Here is a 16,481-nt window from a genome sequence, read left to right as displayed (position 1 = left end):
ACTCCAGCTCAGCGGGGAGAGAGGGGATGGGTGGCCGGGCCTTCGATGACGGCGCCGTCGGGCTCGAAGCGGGAGCCGTGCAGCGGGCAGTCCCAGGTACGTTCGGCGTCGTTCCAATGCAGGATGCCGCCCAGGTGGGGGCAGATCGCGGAGATCTCGGTGGTGACGCCGTCGACGGTGGAGACTGCGGTGGGACGCAGCCCGTGGCGCTCGACGCGGCCGCAGCCTTCCGGCGGAATCGTGTGCTCGTCAGCGCCGAGCAGGTGCAGCCAGCCGGTGGACAGGTACCGGGCGACAGTCGCGTTGGCGCGGGCGCCCGCCGGGAGGGAGGCGACTTCGCCGAGCCGCCAGGCGGAGAGAGTGTCGGCCCATTTCGGAGCGTCGCCGGTGATGCGCCCCGCGAGGGCGAGCGCGGCGGCGGCGCCGTTGGTGAAACCCCACTTGGCGAACCCGGTGGCGACGAGGACTTCCTCGCGGCCGGGCACGAGCGGGCCGACGTACGGAAGTTCGCCGACGGGGTGGTAGTCCTGCGCCGACCAGCGGTGCAGCAGTTCCGCGCCGGGGAACCACCGACCGGTCCAGTCGAGCAGGTCCCGCACGTGGGCCTCCGCGGAATCCTCGCGACCCACCTCGTGACCGCTGCCGCCGACCAGGAGCACGTCGTCGGCCGGGTAGCGGCGCAGCGACCGGATCGGTTGTCCCGCACTGATGTACATCTCCTCCGGCACCGGCCCGGGCACCTTGAACGCGGCCAGATAGGAGCGCTGGGCGGTGACGCGGGCGAAGTAGCCACCCCGATCGAAAATCGGTGTTCCGGTCGCGACGACGACGTTGTTCGCATCCACCTCGCCGTGTTCGGTGTCTATCACCACCCGGCCGTCGTGGTGACGAAGGCGTTGTGCGCGTGTCGATTCGAAGATCGCCCCGCCCTGGGTCTCGACTTCGGCGGCGAGGGCGGCCAGAAAGGCCATCGGGTTGAGCTGGGCCTGCTCGCGCAGCCGAACGGCGCCGTGGAGGGGGAACGGAACGTCGACGTCGTCGACCAGGTCGGTGGGCAAGCCGGCCGACCGTGTCGCCTCGAATTCCGCCCGCACAGCGGACATCTCGGATTCGTTCTGGGCATAGGTGTAGGCGGCCACGCGCTCGACGGCGAGGTCGCGTCCGGCGCAGAAATCCAGCAGCCAGTCGAAACCGTCGAGATTGGCGGCGACGTAGCGCGAGAGGGTCGCGATGCCGTGCCTACGGGCGATGGTCTGGGCCCGGGTGCCTTGCAGGAGCGAGACTTTCGCCGTCGACGCGGCCGTGGTGCCCGCGCCGACTCGTTTCGCCTCGATCACCGCCACCTCGCGGCCACGCTGGGCCAGCAGCAGCGCGGTCGTCAACCCGACGATCCCCGCGCCGAGGACGACGGTGTCGAAGCGCGAACCGGGGGTCAGCCGTAACCGGGCGGGGACTTCGGCGTTGTTCAACCACAGAGACGTCATGGGTGGCGCATAGCCCGGCCGGGGCGGTCGAAACCGGACACGCCCACCGGACCGCCGCACCGCTCGGCCGACCCGTGCGCCTCGCCGAGGTACAGATCGTCTGCCGTCGCCGGGGAACGTGGGTGAGCCGCCGACAGACGACGTTCGCACAGTCCGGCTCGTGTCGGTGACTCATGGCACGATGACCATGTGTCACACCCGCCCGCACAGACGTGCGTCCGCCACCCCGACCGGCCGACCGGCCTCGCGTGTACTCGCTGCGGCCGCCCCGCCTGCCCCGAATGCCTACGGCCGGCCGCCGTCGGCCAGCACTGTGTGGACTGCGTCCGGCAGGGTCAGCGCGACGTGCGGCCGGTGCGCACCGTCGCGGGCGCGCGGGCGGGCGCGTCACCGGTGCCGATGGTGACCTACGGGCTGATCGCGATCAATGTCCTGGTCTACCTGGTGACCGCGGCGCAGGCTGGCAACCCGATGCAGAACCATCGGGGCTCGTCGGTGTTCGGCGAGTTCGTGCTGGTGCCGCTGCTGGTCGCCGACGGTGAATGGTGGCGGGTGCTCGGTTCGGGGTTCCTGCACTACGGCGCGATCCATCTGCTGGTCAACATGTTCGCGCTCTACGTCGTCGGCCGCGATCTCGAGCAGGTGCTCGGCCGGGTCACCTATGCATGCCTGTATCTGGTCTCGTTGCTGGGTGGTTCGGCGGCGGTGATGGCGCTCTCGGATGCCTACACCATGACCGCTGGCGCGTCGGGCGCGGTGTACGGCCTGTTCGGCGCTGTGACGGTGACGCTGATCCGGTTGCGGCAGAGCCCGACCCCGATGCTGGTGGTGATCGGCGTCAACGTGCTGATCAGCTTCTCGCTGCCGGGGATCTCGCTGTGGGGTCACCTCGGCGGGCTGGCGGCGGGCACGCTCAGCGCGCTGGGCATCCTGTTCGTCCCCGGCTGGCTGTCGGCGCGGGATCTGCGGTCGGCGCAGCGCATCGGATGGATCGCGATGGGCGTCGTCACGGTGCTCTGCCTGGCCGTCATCGTCGCCGCCGCCCTCTGGTTACGCACGCAACCGGTGTTCGTCGTTCCCGCGGCGCTCAGCACGCCCGCCTGATTCGCGCTGGTCGGGGCGTTGCGCCGACCGGTGACACAACGATCGCGGCCGGGGCAACTAGGCTTCGACCCCGTGGCGGTACTGGAGGGCGCGGCGCGCAAGACACTGGCGTTCGGGCGGCGAGCCCTCGGGTTCGACGTGCCCGCGCCCGATCACACCGTCGCGGCCCTGCACCGCGACGAGACCGAGGTCCCCGGCCTCGACAAACGCGAACGCGCCCAGCTGGACCGCATCCGCTTGATGGGTGCCACCGGCGCCGTGCTGATGGCCATCGCCGCGCTCGGCATCGGCGCACAGCCCGTGCACCAGAATCCGGTCTCCGGTGTGCGGGTGCTCGGCATCTTCGCTCGCGCACACACGGGGTCGTTGGCGATGTGCATGTTCGGCACCGTGCTGGTGATCGGGGCGTGGTTGCTGTTGGGCCGCTTCGCGATCGGCGGGCTGGCCGGATCGCCACTGCACCGGCTCACCCGGTCCCAGCTCGACCGGACGCTGCTGCTGTGGATCATCCCGCTGTCGGTGGCACCGCCGATGTTCAGCAACGATGTCTACTCCTACCTGGCCCAGAGCGAGATCGCCGCGCGCGGCATCGACCCGTACGCCGAAGGGCCCGTCGCCGGGCTCGGGATCGACAACGTCCTCACCAACAATGTGCCGACCATCTGGCGTGACACACCGGCGCCCTACGGCCCGCTTTTCCTGTGGATCGGGCGCGGTATCGCCGAGCTGACCGGCGACAACATCATCGCAGGCGTGTGGGTGCACCGGCTGCTCGCACTCGCGGGCGTCGCCTTGATCGTGTGGGCGCTGCCCCGGCTCTCGGTGCGCTGCGGGGTGGCGCCGGTGAGCGCGCTGTGGCTCGGCGCGGCCAACCCGCTCGTGCTGTTCCACCTGGTCGGCGGCGTCCACAACGACGCGCTGATGATCGGTCTGATGCTGGCGGGCATGGAGCTCACGCTGCGCGCCATCTACGGCGACGGCGGCAGGCGCGACACCCTCAACGGCCATCTGCCACCGCTGGACGCGCGCGGTTACGCCCTACTGATCGCCGGCGCGGTGGTGATCACGCTGTCGTCGTCGATCAAGTTCACCTCCATCATCGCGCTCGGCTTCGTCGGGATGGCGCTGGCACGGCGCTGGGGCGGCAGCCTGCTCGCCGTCGTCAAGGCCGCCGCCCTGCTCGGGGTGATCGCCGGGGCGACAACGCTTTTCGTGAGCTGGGCCAGCGGACTCGGCTTCGGGTGGGTGTTCACCCTCAGCGTCGCCAACGCGGTGCGCAGCTGGATGTCGCTGCCGACGGTGATCGGCGTCATCACCGGTTTCGGCGGGGTGCTGCTCGGGCTCGGCGACCACACCACGGCACTGCTGTCGATCACCCGGCCCATCGCGGGACTGGTCGCGGGCTATGTGACGGTGCGGATGCTGGTGGCGACCGGCACCGGCCGCCTGCATCCGGTGGGCGCGCTCGGTGTGTCCCTCGGCGCGATCGTGCTGCTCTTCCCGGTGGTCCAGCCCTGGTACCTGCTGTGGGCGATCGTCCCGCTCGCCGCCTGGGCCACGCAACCGGTGTTCCGCGTGCCCGCCGTGGCGTTCTCGGCGGTGGTGTCGATGCTCGTCATGCCGCGTGGTGCCGAATTCCAGGTCTTCCAGATCATCGGCGCCGCCCTGGCGGCCGCGGTGTGCTTCGCGCTGTTCTATGTCCTCACCCGGCACACCCTGCCGTGGCGGGCCCAGGCGGGGGTGTCGGCTCCGTCACAGGAGGCCACGGCTTACCGTGTCACATCGTGACGAGAAGCCCGGGACCCGCCGTTAGCGTCGACGGCGTGGTCAAGCGCTACGGCGACACCACCGCGGTCGACGGCCTGCGTTTCGACGTGGAACAGGCGCAGGTTTTCGCGCTGCTCGGCCCCAACGGCGCCGGAAAGACCACCACCGTCGAGATGTGCGAGGGCTTCGTGCGCCCCGACGCGGGCACGGTCCGCGTGCTCGGCCTGGATCCGATCGCCGACTCCGAACAGCTGCGGCCACGCATCGGCGTGATGTTGCAGGGCGGCGGCGCCTACCCCGGCGCCCGCGCGGGCGAGATGCTCGACCTGGTCGCCGCCTATTCCGCCGACCCCATCGACCCCGACTGGCTGCTGCGCACCCTCGGCCTGCAGGACAACCGGCGCACCCCTTACCGGCGCCTCTCGGGCGGTCAGCAGCAACGCCTCGCCCTCGCCTGCGCCCTGGTCGGCAGGCCGGAGATCGTGTTCCTCGACGAGCCGACCGCCGGTCTGGACGCCCAGGCCAGGCTGATCGTGTGGGAACTGATCGACGCCCTGCGCCGCGACGGGGTGAGCGTCGTGCTCACCACGCACATGATGGACGAGGCCGAACAGCTCGCCGACCAGCTCGTCATCATCGACCACGGTGAGATCGTCGCCCAGGGCACCCCCGCCGAGGTCACCGCGCACGGCGCCGCCGGTCAGCTGAGGTTCTGCGCCCCACCGAAACTCGATATCGAGCTGCTGAAATCGGCCCTGCCCGAAGGGTTCTCACCGCACGAGACCACCCCGGGCACCTACCTGGTCGAAGGCGAGATCACCCCGCAAGTACTGGCGACGGTGACCGCATGGTGCGCACGGATGGACGTGCTCGCCACCGACATCCGCATCGATCAGCGACGCCTCGAGGACGTCTTCCTCGAACTCACCGGACGGGACCTGCGCGGATGACCGAGACCGTGAGCCGGTTCCAGCCCGGCACCTTCACCCCCGACCCGCGCCCCGCCTCGCGCGCCGCGATGCTCGTCGCGCAGACCACGCTCGAGCTGAAACTGTTGCTGCGCAACGGCGAACAGCTGCTGCTCACCATGTTCATCCCGATCACCCTGCTGATCGGGCTCACCCTGCTGCCGTTCGGCGATCTGGGCGCGGACCGCGTGAACCGGGTCGTGCCGATAGTGATGATGACGGCGGTGATGTCGACCGCGTTCACCGGTCAGGCCATCGCGGTGGGCTTCGACCGCCGCTACGGCGCCCTCAAACGGCTCGGCGCCACACCGTTGCCACGCTGGGGTGTGATCGCGGGCAAATGCGCCGCGGTGCTGATCGTGGTGGTGTTGCAGGCGGTGCTGCTCGGGGCGATCGGGATGGCGCTCGGATGGCGTCCCGGTGCGGGCGGCCTGGCCCTCGGCGCACTGGTGATCGCACTCGGCACGGCGACCTTCGCGGCGATGGGTCTGCTGCTCGGCGGCACGCTCAAGGCCGAGATCGTGCTCGCCCTGGCGAATATCCTGTGGTTCGTCATGCTCGGTATCGCCAGTCTCGTACTGGTCGACACCGTGCCCGCCGCGCTGACGGTGATCGCGCGCCTGGTTCCCTCCGGCGCGCTGGCCTACGCACTGGAAGCGGCCCTGGCCGGGTCGATCGACTGGTTCGGCGTCGCGGTACTCGCGGTGTGGGGCGTGGTGTGCGGGGCACTTGCCACCCGGCTGTTCCGCTTCCACTGACGTGACCAACGACGCACTGTAGTAGCCCGGGTATCGAGCGTGAATCGCCTGCCAGTACCATCGTGACGTGCTGTATCGCGCCTTCATCGGCCTCGTCGACCGGCTGCCACTCCCCTCGCTGCGGACCCAGCGGCTCATCGCCCTCGCGGTGATTCTGAGCCAGGCCGGGATCTCGGTGACCGGCGCGATCGTGCGCGTCACCGCGTCCGGTCTCGGCTGCCCCACCTGGCCGCAGTGCTTCCCCGGCAGCTTCACTCCCGTCGGGGTGTCGGAAGTGCCGGTGCTGCATCAGACCGTCGAATTCGGCAACCGACTGCTCACCTTCGTGGTGACGCTGTGCGCGGCGCTGATCGTGCTGGCCGTCGTCCGGGCCCGCCGTCGCAAGGAAGTCCTCGTCTACGCCTGGCTGATGCCCGGCGGCACCGTCGTGCAGGCGATCATCGGCGGCATCACCGTGCGCACCGGCCTGCTGTGGTGGACCGTGGCCGTGCACCTGCTCGCCTCGATGGTGATGGTGTGGCTGGCGGTGGTGCTGTACGCGAAGATCGGTCAGCCCGACGACGGCATCGACACCGTGCAGGTGCCCGCTCCCCTGCGCTGGCTCACCGCGCTCAGCGGCGTGGCGCTGGCGGGTGTGCTGATCGCGGGCACGCTGGTCACCGCCGCCGGACCGCATGCCGGTGACAAGAGCATCGATCGGCCGGTGGCACGCCTCGAGGTGGAGATCGTCACCCTGGTGCACCTGCACTCGCAGCTGCTCATCGGCTACCTGGCCCTGCTCATCGGCCTGGCCTTCGGCCTCTACGCCGTCGGCATCACCCCCGCGATCCGCAACCGCCTGTTCGTGCTGCTCGGGATCGTCTTGTCTCAGGCTCTGGTCGGTGTCGTCCAGTACTTCACCGACGTCCCCGCCGCCCTTGTCGCCATCCACGTCGGTGGCGCCGCGGCCTGCACCGCCGCCACCGCGGCCCTGTGGGCATCCCTGCGCATCAGAGAGACCGTCGACGCCCCCGCCGTCTCCGCAGCGGCGACGCACTGACGACCGGCTCCCGAAAAGCACCCGGTCGCCGCACCCTCACATCGTGAGTGCTGCGGCGACCGGCTGACAGCTTGGATCGCGGCGGTCCGGGATCAGGCTCCCGGGAAGACGTTCGCGTTGCGGGCCTTGGGGAACTTGGTCGAGCGAGCGACCCAGCCCGCCATCTTGGCCCAATGCCCCTTGGCGGGGGTGACCTTGGAAACCAGCTCGCGGTCCCACTCTTCGGTCTCGGTGACCCCGTCGACGCGCTCGACGACGGCCTTGGCGGTCGCCAGATCGGCCACCACACGGTCGCCGAGGACGCCGTCCTCGCCGACGAGCGTGATACGCACACCCTGCTCGCCGATGTACTGCAGCACGGCCGTGCCCGAACCGCCGTGCTCGGCGACGAACTTCGCGATGGACTTCTCGACCTCGGCGGGCACCTTCACGGCCTCGGGCGTGGCGGTTGTACTCATGGGCGAGAGTTTACCGGTCGGTAGTTTCGCGTCCACCCCCGAGTGACACCGAACACGGGGTGTACAAAGGGGACTCATGCGCGCGATTCAGGTTTCCGAGCACGGCGGTCCCGAAGTCCTGCGGTCGGTGGAGGTGGACGACCCGCGGATCGGCCCGAAACAACTGCTGGTCGACACCCAGGGCGTGGGTGTCAACTACATCGACATCTACTTCCGCACCGGCCTGTATCCGCAGGCCACACCCTATATCCCGGGCTCCGAGGGCACCGGTGTGGTCGCCGAGGTCGGCGCCGAGGTCACCGAGTTCGCCGTCGGCGACCGGGTGGCGTGGGCGGCGGCGCCGGGCAGCTATGCGGAGAAGGTGGCCGTCGACGAGGCGGTGGCGGTGAAGGTGCCCGAAGGCGTGGAACCGGCCGTCGCCGCGGCGGCCCTGCTGCAGGGTATGACCGCGCACTACCTGGTCGAATCGGTGTTCACCCCCGAACCCGGCGACCCGGTCCTCGTCCACGCGGGCGCGGGCGGGGTCGGTCTGCTGCTCACTCAACTGGCCGCCGCCAAGGGCGCACGCGTGATCACCACGGTATCCACCGATGCCAAAGAGAAGCTTTCCCGCGAAGCCGGTGCCGCCGAGGTCCTGCGCTACGACGACGACCTCGCCGCCCGCGTCCGCGAACTCACCGACGGCCACGGCGTGGCGGCGGTCTACGACGGCGTCGGCGCGAGCACCTTCGAGGCGAGCCTCGCCTCGTTGCGGGTGCGCGGCACTCTCGCCCTGTTCGGCGCGGCCAGCGGCCCGGTACCGCCGTTCGACCCGCAGCGCCTCAACCCGGCCGGTTCGCTGTGGCTGACCCGCCCATCGCTGGGCGCCTACACCCGGGATCGTGCCGAATTCCTCTGGCGCGCAACCGATATCTTCGACGCCATCGCGGCGGGCACGCTGAACCTGCGCATCGGCGCCACCTATCCGCTCGCCGACGCCGCCGACGCCCACCGCGACCTCGCGGCCCGCAAGACCACCGGTTCGATCGTCCTGCTGCCGTAGACGCGAAACCGGCGACCGGGCAATCACTGCCCGGCCGCCGGTTCGAGTTCGCGCGAAAAGTTACAGACCGACGATGCTGCCCAGCGTCGTCCAGCCGAGCACCGAGTCCACGGCCAGACCGCAGAACACCACGGCCAGATAGTTGTTGGACTGCAGGAACAGTCGCAGCGGCTTCACCGATTCACCCCGGCGCACACCCGCGTACAGCTGGTGCGCCATGAGCAGGAACCAGGCACCGGCGACCAGTGCGACGGCCGCGTAGATGACACCGGTCGCGGGAACGAGGGCGAGGGTGGCCAGCACCGTCAGCCAGGTGTAGATGACGATCTGCTTGGTGACGACCTGCTCGGTGGCGACCACCGGCAGCATCGGCACGCCCGCCGCGCGGTAGTCCTCCTTGTAGCGCATGGCCAGGGCCCAGGTGTGCGGCGGCGTCCAGAAGAAGATGACCGCGAACAGCACGATCGCGGGCCAGCCGATGTTCCCGGTGACCGCCGACCAGCCGACCAGCGCGGGCATACAGCCGGCCGCGCCACCCCACACCACGTTCTGCGAGGTCCGACGCTTGAGGCCCTTGGTGTAGACGAAAACGTAGAACAGGATGGTCGCGACCACGAGCACACCGCTGAGCAGGTTGGCCTGCCACCACAGCCAGGCGAAGGAGATCGCGCCGAGCGCAAGGCCGAAGACCAGCGCGTGCGAGGTGGGCACCGCGTCGCGGGCCAGCGGGCGGCGCGCGGTCCGCTTCATCACCTTGTCGATGTCGGCGTCCGCGACACAGTTGAGGGTGTTGGCGCTTGCCGCGCCCATCCAGCCACCGAACAGGGTGACCAGGATCAGCCGGATGTCGACATTGCCCCGGTCGGCCAGGAGCATGGTCGGGATGGTCGCGACGAGCAGGAGCTCGATGACTCGCGGTTTGGTGAGCGCGATGTAGGCCAGCGGCTTACGCACGACCCGGGCGAACACGCTGTCGCCCGCCAGACGATCGGCGAGAGCCGTCGAGGAATCGTGCGCACCGCTACTACCCGGCTGGTTACCGATCCGCACTGTTTCTCCTCGCACGCTGTGCTTCGCATCCGGCATTGGAACGAGCAGCGCGCGGCTGCGGCGCGGCCACTACTACAGACGATGGTAGACGGTGACATAGGCGGCTGGCGCCGCGGGTCGCGGCGCTTGACTCCGCCTCTTCCCTCCCTCCGGGCACTCCTTCGTCGCACCCTCCGGTCAGTCCAGAGGCGGAGGCGCGCCGCGACCGGGACCAGTTGCGCCGGTGTCTGCGGGTGAACCGGTCCCGACGCGCAGGTGAACGACGTGCCGCGCGCCGCGCCGATTCCCGGCGACGACCCCCAGCGTGATCGCGGGACGGGCAACTAGACTCACACTCAGGGTTCGCGCCGATCAGGTGGAACAGCACCTCTAGGGTATTCCTGTACATCGGTACGCACCCCCGGCCGCGTGCGGTCCAGTACGACACCATCGCCGCTGCCATCTACTCGCCGTCGACGAAACCTAGGTCAGGAGAACCACGGTCGTGTCAGTCACAGACGACATTCGCGCCCTCACTCAGCGGAACTATCCCAGCGACTGGACGGACCTGGACACCAAGGCCGTCGATACCGCCCGTGTTCTCGCCGCCGACGCGGTGCAGAAGGCGGGCAACGGTCACCCGGGTACCGCGATGAGCCTCGCCCCCGTCGCCTACAGCCTCTTCCAGCGCGTCATGCGCCACAACCCGGCCGATCCGAGCTGGTCCGGCCGCGACCGCTTCGTGCTCTCGTGTGGGCATTCCAGCCTCACCCTCTACATCCAGCTGTACCTGGCCGGTTTCGGCCTCGAGCTGTCCGATCTCGAGCAGCTGCGCCAGTGGGACTCGCTGACCCCGGGTCACCCCGAGTTCCGGCACACCGACGGTGTCGAGATCACCACCGGCCCACTCGGCCAGGGCCTCGCCTCCGCGGTCGGCATGGCGATGGCGGCCCGGCGCGAGCGCGGCCTGTTCGACCCCGACGCCCCGGAAGGCGCCAGCCCGTTCGATCACCACATCTTCGTCATCGCCTCCGACGGTGACATGCAGGAAGGTGTCACGGCCGAGGCGTCCTCGATCGCGGGTACCCAGCAGCTGGGCAACCTCGTGTTGATCTACGACGACAACGAGATCTCCATCGAGGACAACACCGACATCGCCTTCACCGAGGACGTGGCCGCGCGCTACGAGGCCTACGGCTGGCACGTGCAGACCGTCATGGGCGGCGAGGACGTGGTGGCGATCGAGGCGGCCATCGAAGCGGCCAAGGCGGTGACCGACAAGCCGTCGATCATCATCCTGCGCACCATCATCGGCTTCCCGGCCCCCTCCAAGATGAACACCGGTGGGGTGCACGGCGCGGCGCTCGGCCCCGACGAGGTCGCCGCGGTGAAGAAGGCGCTGGGCTTCGACCCGGACAAGTCCTTCGACGTCGACCCGGCCGTCATCGAGCACACCCGCAAGGCGCTCGAGCGCGGCGCGGCGGCCCAGCAGGCCTGGCAGGCCGACTACGACGCCTGGGCCGCGGCGAACCCGGCGAACAAGGAACTGTTCGACCGCCTGCTCACCCGCTCGCTGCCCAAGGGCTGGACCGAGCACCTGCCAACCTTCGAGCCCGACCCGAAGGGCATGGCCACCCGCAAGGCCTCCGGCAAGGTACTGGCCTCGCTCGCCGACGTGCTGCCCGAACTGTGGGGCGGTTCGGCCGACCTGGCCGAGTCCAACAACACCACCATGCCCGGTCAGCCGAGCTTCGGTCCCGAAGCCATCTCCACCGGCATGTGGAAGGCGCAGCCCTACGGCCGCACCCTGCACTTCGGTATCCGTGAGCACGCCATGGGCTCGATCCTCAACGGCATCGCCCTGCACGGCCCGACCCGCCCTTACGGCGGCACCTTCCTGGTGTTCTCCGACTACATGCGCCCGGCGGTTCGCCTGGCCGCGCTGATGCGGGTGCCCGCGATCTACGTGTGGACCCACGACTCCATCGGCCTCGGCGAGGACGGCCCGACGCACCAGCCGATCGAGCACCTGGCCGCGCTGCGCGCCATCCCCGGCCTCAACGTGGTACGCCCCGGCGACGCCAACGAGACCGCCTACGCCTGGCGCACCATTCTCGAGCGCGACTCCGACGAGCACGCCTCGCACTTCCACACCTACGACGCTCCCCACCAGGACGGCCCGTCCGCGCTGGCGCTCACCCGCCAGGACGTGCCGACCCTCGAGGGCACCAGCTACGAGGGCGTGCGCAAGGGTGGCTACGTGCTGGCCGAGGCGTCCACCGGCACCCCGGAGCTGATCCTCGTCGGCACCGGTTCGGAGCTGCAGCTGGCTGTCGAGGCACGCACTACCCTGGAGGCACAGGGCATTCCGACCCGCGTGGTCTCGATGCCGTGTGTGGAATGGTTCGACGCACAGGACCAGGCCTACCGCGACGAGGTGTTCCCGCCCGCGGTCCGCGCCAGGGTCGTCGTCGAGGCCGGCATCGCGATGCCGTGGTACCGGCTCGTCGGTGACGCGGGCGAGATCGTGTCGATCGAGCACTTCGGCGCGTCCGCGAACTTCAAGAAGCTCTACAGCGAATTCGGTATCACCGCCGATGCCGTCGTCGCCGCCGCGCAGCGCACGCTCGACAAGGTGAAGGGGTAAAACCATGGCACAGAACGAGAATCTCGCCGCACTCGCGGCAGCGGGGGTCTCGGTGTGGCTCGACGATCTGTCCCGTGACCGCATCAAGTCCGGCAACCTCGCCGACCTGATCGCGACCAGGGGCGTCGTCGGTGTCACCACGAACCCGTCCATCTTCCAGGCCGCGCTCAGTGTCGGTCACGCCTACGACGCGCAGGTGAAAGACCTTGCGGCCCAAGGCGCCGACGCCGATGCGGCGATCCGCACCATCACCACCGACGACGTGCGTGCCGCCTGCGACGTGCTCGCCCCGGTGTTCGAGTCGACGGGCGGTGTCGACGGGCGCGTGTCGATCGAGGTCGACCCGCGCTTCGCCTTCGACGCCGACAAGACGGTCGCCCAGGCGATCGAGCTGTGGAAGATCGTCGACCGCAAGAATCTGTTCATCAAGATCCCGGCCACCGAGGCGGGCCTGCCCGCCATCACCTCGGTGATCGCCGAGGGCATCAGCGTGAACGTGACGCTGATCTTCTCGGTGCCGCGCTACCGCGCGGTGATGGGCGCCTACCTCGACGGTCTGCGGCAGGCCAAGGTCGCCGGCCACGACCTGGCCAAGATCCACTCGGTTGCGTCGTTCTTCGTCTCCCGTGTGGACACCGAGATCGACAAGCGGCTCGACGCGATCGGCACCCCCGAGGCACTCGCGCTGCGCGGCAAGGCGGGCGTGGCCAACGCCCGGCTGGCCTACGCCGAGTACCAGGACGTGTTCGACGGTGGGGCGCACACCTCCACCTACAACCACCTGGCCTCCCAGGGTGCCAACCGGCAGCGGCCGCTGTGGGCCTCCACCGGTGTGAAGAACCCGGACTACCCCGACACCCTGTACGTCACCGAGCTGGTCGGCCCGAACACGGTCAACACGCTGCCGGAGAAGACGCTGCAGGCCTTCGCCGACCACGGCGAGGTGCGGGGCGACACGCTCAGCGGCAAGGCCGTCGAAGCCGCGCAGGTGTTCAGCGACCTCGAGGCCGCGGGCATCGACCTGGCCGACGTGTTCGAGGTGCTCGAGCGCGAGGGTGTCGACAAGTTCGAGGCCTCCTGGGGTGAGCTGATCGACGCCACCACCGAGGAACTGCGTACCGCGGCGGCAGGGGGCAACTGAACTGATGGCCGGCACAGCAACGACGGACAAGGCGGGGCTGTGGCACAACCCGCTGCGCGACGAACGCGACAAACGGGTGCCTTTCATCGCGGGGCCCTGCTGCATGGTGATCTTCGGTGTCACCGGGGATCTGTCCCGTAAGAAGCTGATGCCGGCCATCTACGACCTGGCGAACCAGGGGCTGTTGCCCCCTGGTTTCGCCCTGGTCGGTTTCGCCCGGCGCAATTACGCCGACGAGGATTTCGCCGCGGTGGTTCTCAGCGCGGTGAAGCAGCACGCGCGCACCCCGTTCCGCCAGGAGGTCTGGGACCACCTGGCCGAGGGGTTGCGTTTCGTGCAGGGCAGTTTCGACGACGACACCGCCTTCGCCACCCTCGCCACCACTCTGAAGGACCTCGACGCCACCCGTGGCACCGGCGGCAATTACGCCTTCTACCTGTCGATTCCACCGAATATGTTCCCGGTGGTCCTCGACCAGCTCTCCGAACACGAACTGGCCAAGGCCGCCCCGCGCCCCGAGGGCTACACCCCGTGGCGGCGGGTGGTGATCGAGAAGCCCTTCGGGCACGACCTGGCCAGCGCCCAGGAACTCAACGCCCTGGTCAACCGGGTGTTCCCGGAGGAACAGGTGTTCCGCATCGACCACTATCTCGGTAAGGAGACGGTGCAGAACATCCTGGCGTTGCGCTTCGCCAACGAACTCTACGAGCCGATCTGGAACGCCAATTTCGTCGACAGCGTGCAGATCACCATGGCCGAGGACATCGGATTGGGCGGGCGCGCGGGCTATTACGACGGCATCGGCGCCGCGCGCGACGTCATCCAGAACCACCTGCTGCAACTGCTGGCGCTGACCGCCATGGAGGAACCGACCTCCTTCGAACCGATGCAGCTCACCACCGAGAAGATCAAGGCGCTCTCGGCGACCAAACTCGTCGAACCACTCGACGAGACCACCGCGCGCGGCCAGTACACCGAGGGCTGGCAGGGCAGCGAACACGTGGTCGGCCTGCATCAGGAGGAGGGGTTCGACCCGCAGTCGCGCACCGAAACCTACGCAGCGATCACCCTGCACGTGGAGAACCGGCGCTGGGCCGGGGTGCCGTTCTACCTGCGCACCGGAAAACGCCTGGGCCGCAGGGTGACCGAGATCGCGGTGGTGTTCAAGCGCGCGCCGCACCTGCCCTTCGACCAGACCATGACCGAGGAGCTCGGCCAGAACGCTCTGGTCATCCGGGTGCAGCCGGACGAGGGCATCACCCTGCGTTTCGGTTCCAAGGTGCCCGGCTCGGGAATGGAAGTGCGCGATGTGAACATGGACTTCAGCTACGGCGAGGCGTTCACCGAGTCCTCCCCCGAGGCCTACGAACGCCTGATCCTGGACGTGCTGCTCGGCGTGCCGTCCCTGTTCCCCGTCAACGCGGAGGTCGAATTGTCCTGGCGCATCCTCGATCCGGTGATCGCGCACTGGGCCGCCGAGGGCAAACCCGAACCCTACGAGGCAGGCACCTGGGGTCCCACCTCGGCCGACGAGATGCTCGCGCGCAGCGGGCGCGAATGGCGGCGCCCGTGATCGTCGACATGCCCGACACCAACACCGTCGAGGTCGCCAAGCGGATGGTGCAGCTGCGCGAGTCCAACGGTGTCATCACCCAGGGCCGGGTGCTCACCCTTGTCGTGTGCACCCTCGATTCGTCCGAGGCCGAGGACGCCATCGACGCCGCCAACGACGCCAGCCGCGAACACCCCTGTCGTGTGATCGTGCTCGCCCGTGGCGACCGCGACGCCGAGACCCGGCTCGACGCCCAGATCCGGGTGGGCGGTGACGCCGGGGCGGCCGAGGTGATCGTGCTGCGATTGCAGGGTCCGCTGGTGAACCACGAGAGCAGTGTGGTGACGCCGTTCCTGCTGCCCGACACCCCGGTGGTGGCGTGGTGGCCGCGCGGCGCACCGGACTTTCCCTCCCAGGACTCGGTGGGCAAGCTGGCCAAGCGGCGCATCACCGACGCCACGTTCGCGCCCGATCCGCAGGCCGCGCTGGGCAAACGCTGTGCCTCCTACGCCCCCGGCGACACCGACCTGTCGTGGAGCCGCATCACCTACTGGCGGGCGCTGCTCGCCGCCGCGCTGGACGAGCCGCCGTTCGAACCGGTGCTGTCGGTGAGCGTGTCCGGGCTGGCCAGTGAGCCCGCGCTGGATACGCTGGCGGGGTGGTTGGCCGCGCGGCTGGACTGCCCGGTCGTCCGCAGGACCGGTGAGCTGCGGGTGGAGATCCGCCGGGCCACCGATTCGATCGCCATCGCTCGACCGCAATTGGGCAGGACGGCAACGCTGACCCGCACCGGTGCCCCCGACCAGCGAATCGCGCTGGCGCGCCGGGAAACTCGCGATTGTCTCGCCGAGGAACTGCGCCGGCTCGACGCCGACGAGATCTACGCCGAGGCGCTCGCCGGAATCGAAAAGGTGACCTATGAGTGACCGTATCGAGCTGCACGACGAGCTCGGCGAGGAATTCCCCGCCAACACCGTCGAGGTGCACGACGACAAGGAACTGCTCGCCGACGCCGCCGCCGAACGTTTCGTCGCCGTGATCGTCGCGGCCCAGGCCGAGCGCGGCAACGCGTCGGTGTCGCTCACCGGTGGCAGCGACGGCATCCGCCTGCTCGAGAAGGTGCGCCAAGCGCCCGGCGACATCGACTGGTCGAACCTGTACGTCTACTGGGGCGACGAGCGTTTCGTTCCCTCGGGCGACCCGGACCGCAACGAGCTGCAGGCGCGCGAGGCGCTGCTCGACTTCGTCCCGCTCGATCCCGCGAAGGTGTTCCCGATCGCCGCCTCCGACGGCCCGTACGGTTCGCCCGAGGAAGCCGCGGCCGCGTACGCCCAGCTGCTGCACACCGAGCTCGACGAGCGCGGCGACATCGACCTGACGGTGCTCGGCATGGGCCCCGAAGGACACATCGACTCGATCTTCCCGCACTCCCCCGCCGTCCGCGAGCAGACGGATTACGTTGTCGCGGTCCACGATTGCCCCAAGCCCCCAC

At 69.4% G+C, this 16,481-nt stretch carries 14 protein-coding genes; 11 read left to right on the top strand and 3 right to left on the bottom strand.

What is annotated here, in order from left to right; genetic code table 11:
• Positions 1–8: 8 nt before the first annotated feature.
• The gene (locus tag HYG95_RS12010) at positions 9–1,484 is read right to left on the bottom strand and encodes an FAD-dependent oxidoreductase (protein ID WP_181698057.1); all 1,476 of its coding nucleotides are present in this window, start codon (positions 1,482–1,484) and stop codon (positions 9–11) included.
• 189 nt (positions 1,485–1,673) lie between these two features.
• Between HYG95_RS12010 and HYG95_RS12005 the strand changes: the two genes are divergently transcribed.
• The 5 genes from HYG95_RS12005 to HYG95_RS11985 all read left to right on the top strand — a co-directional run bounded on the left by HYG95_RS12005 (position 1,674) and on the right by HYG95_RS11985 (position 7,120).
• Positions 1,674–2,588 carry a rhomboid family intramembrane serine protease gene (locus HYG95_RS12005; RefSeq protein ID WP_181698056.1) on the top strand — a complete coding sequence of 305 codons (915 nt, stop codon included), beginning with the start codon at positions 1,674–1,676 and terminating at the stop codon, positions 2,586–2,588.
• A 72-nt stretch (positions 2,589–2,660) separates the two neighbouring features.
• Positions 2,661–4,376: a polyprenol phosphomannose-dependent alpha 1,6 mannosyltransferase MptB gene (mptB, locus tag HYG95_RS12000; RefSeq protein WP_181698055.1), complete on the top strand. Its 1,716-nt coding sequence runs from the start codon at positions 2,661–2,663 to the stop codon at positions 4,374–4,376.
• Complete coding sequence (locus HYG95_RS11995; protein ID WP_174550292.1) at positions 4,370–5,305, top strand: ABC transporter ATP-binding protein; 936 nt, start codon at positions 4,370–4,372, stop codon at positions 5,303–5,305. Before mptB ends, HYG95_RS11995 begins: the two co-directional genes overlap by 7 nt.
• On the top strand, positions 5,302–6,081 hold the full coding sequence (locus HYG95_RS11990) for an ABC transporter permease (RefSeq protein WP_181698054.1): 780 nt from the start codon (positions 5,302–5,304) through the stop codon (positions 6,079–6,081). The genes HYG95_RS11995 and HYG95_RS11990 overlap by 4 nt, the downstream gene beginning before the upstream one ends.
• A gap of 67 nt (positions 6,082–6,148) precedes the next feature.
• Positions 6,149–7,120 (top strand): heme A synthase, encoded by a 972-nt coding sequence (locus tag HYG95_RS11985; RefSeq protein WP_181698053.1) that lies wholly within the window; start codon positions 6,149–6,151, stop codon positions 7,118–7,120.
• A 92-nt stretch (positions 7,121–7,212) separates the two neighbouring features.
• On the opposite strand, the gene HYG95_RS11980 is transcribed toward HYG95_RS11985, so the two are convergent.
• The gene (locus HYG95_RS11980) at positions 7,213–7,578 is read right to left on the bottom strand and encodes a hypothetical protein (protein WP_181698052.1); all 366 of its coding nucleotides are present in this window, start codon (positions 7,576–7,578) and stop codon (positions 7,213–7,215) included.
• Positions 7,579–7,654: 76 nt separating this feature from the next.
• Here HYG95_RS11980 and HYG95_RS11975 point away from each other — a divergent pair, with 76 nt between their 5' ends.
• Complete coding sequence (locus HYG95_RS11975; protein WP_181698051.1) at positions 7,655–8,620, top strand: quinone oxidoreductase; 966 nt, start codon at positions 7,655–7,657, stop codon at positions 8,618–8,620.
• Between the two features lie 60 nt (positions 8,621–8,680).
• On the opposite strand, the gene HYG95_RS11970 is transcribed toward HYG95_RS11975, so the two are convergent.
• On the bottom strand, positions 8,681–9,670 hold the full coding sequence (locus HYG95_RS11970; RefSeq protein ID WP_067493681.1) for a heme o synthase: 990 nt from the start codon (positions 9,668–9,670) through the stop codon (positions 8,681–8,683).
• Between the two features lie 484 nt (positions 9,671–10,154).
• Between HYG95_RS11970 and tkt the strand changes: the two genes are divergently transcribed.
• The 5 genes from tkt to pgl all read left to right on the top strand — a co-directional run.
• Positions 10,155–12,296: a transketolase gene (gene tkt, locus HYG95_RS11965; RefSeq protein WP_181698050.1), complete on the top strand. Its 2,142-nt coding sequence runs from the start codon at positions 10,155–10,157 to the stop codon at positions 12,294–12,296.
• Positions 12,297–12,300: 4 nt separating this feature from the next.
• On the top strand, positions 12,301–13,437 hold the full coding sequence (gene tal, locus HYG95_RS11960) for a transaldolase (RefSeq protein ID WP_181698049.1): 1,137 nt from the start codon (positions 12,301–12,303) through the stop codon (positions 13,435–13,437).
• Between the two features lie 4 nt (positions 13,438–13,441).
• Entirely contained in the window at positions 13,442–15,010 is a 1,569-nt protein-coding gene (gene zwf / locus HYG95_RS11955; protein WP_181698048.1) for a glucose-6-phosphate dehydrogenase, read from the top strand.
• Positions 15,007–15,915: a glucose-6-phosphate dehydrogenase assembly protein OpcA gene (gene opcA, locus HYG95_RS11950; RefSeq protein WP_067636576.1), complete on the top strand. Its 909-nt coding sequence runs from the start codon at positions 15,007–15,009 to the stop codon at positions 15,913–15,915. Before zwf ends, opcA begins: the two co-directional genes overlap by 4 nt.
• On the top strand, positions 15,908–16,481 hold a 574-nt coding region (pgl, locus tag HYG95_RS11945), incomplete at its 3' end, for a 6-phosphogluconolactonase (RefSeq protein WP_181698047.1). The genes opcA and pgl, both read left to right, overlap by 8 nt.

The organism is Nocardia sp. GTS18 (assembly GCF_013839555.1).
In the GTDB taxonomy this organism is placed as follows: Bacteria; Actinomycetota; Actinomycetes; order Mycobacteriales; family Mycobacteriaceae; genus Nocardia; species Nocardia rosealba.
The sequence above is the reverse complement of the archived record's forward strand: the minus strand, read 5'-3'. Positions and strand labels throughout refer to the sequence as shown.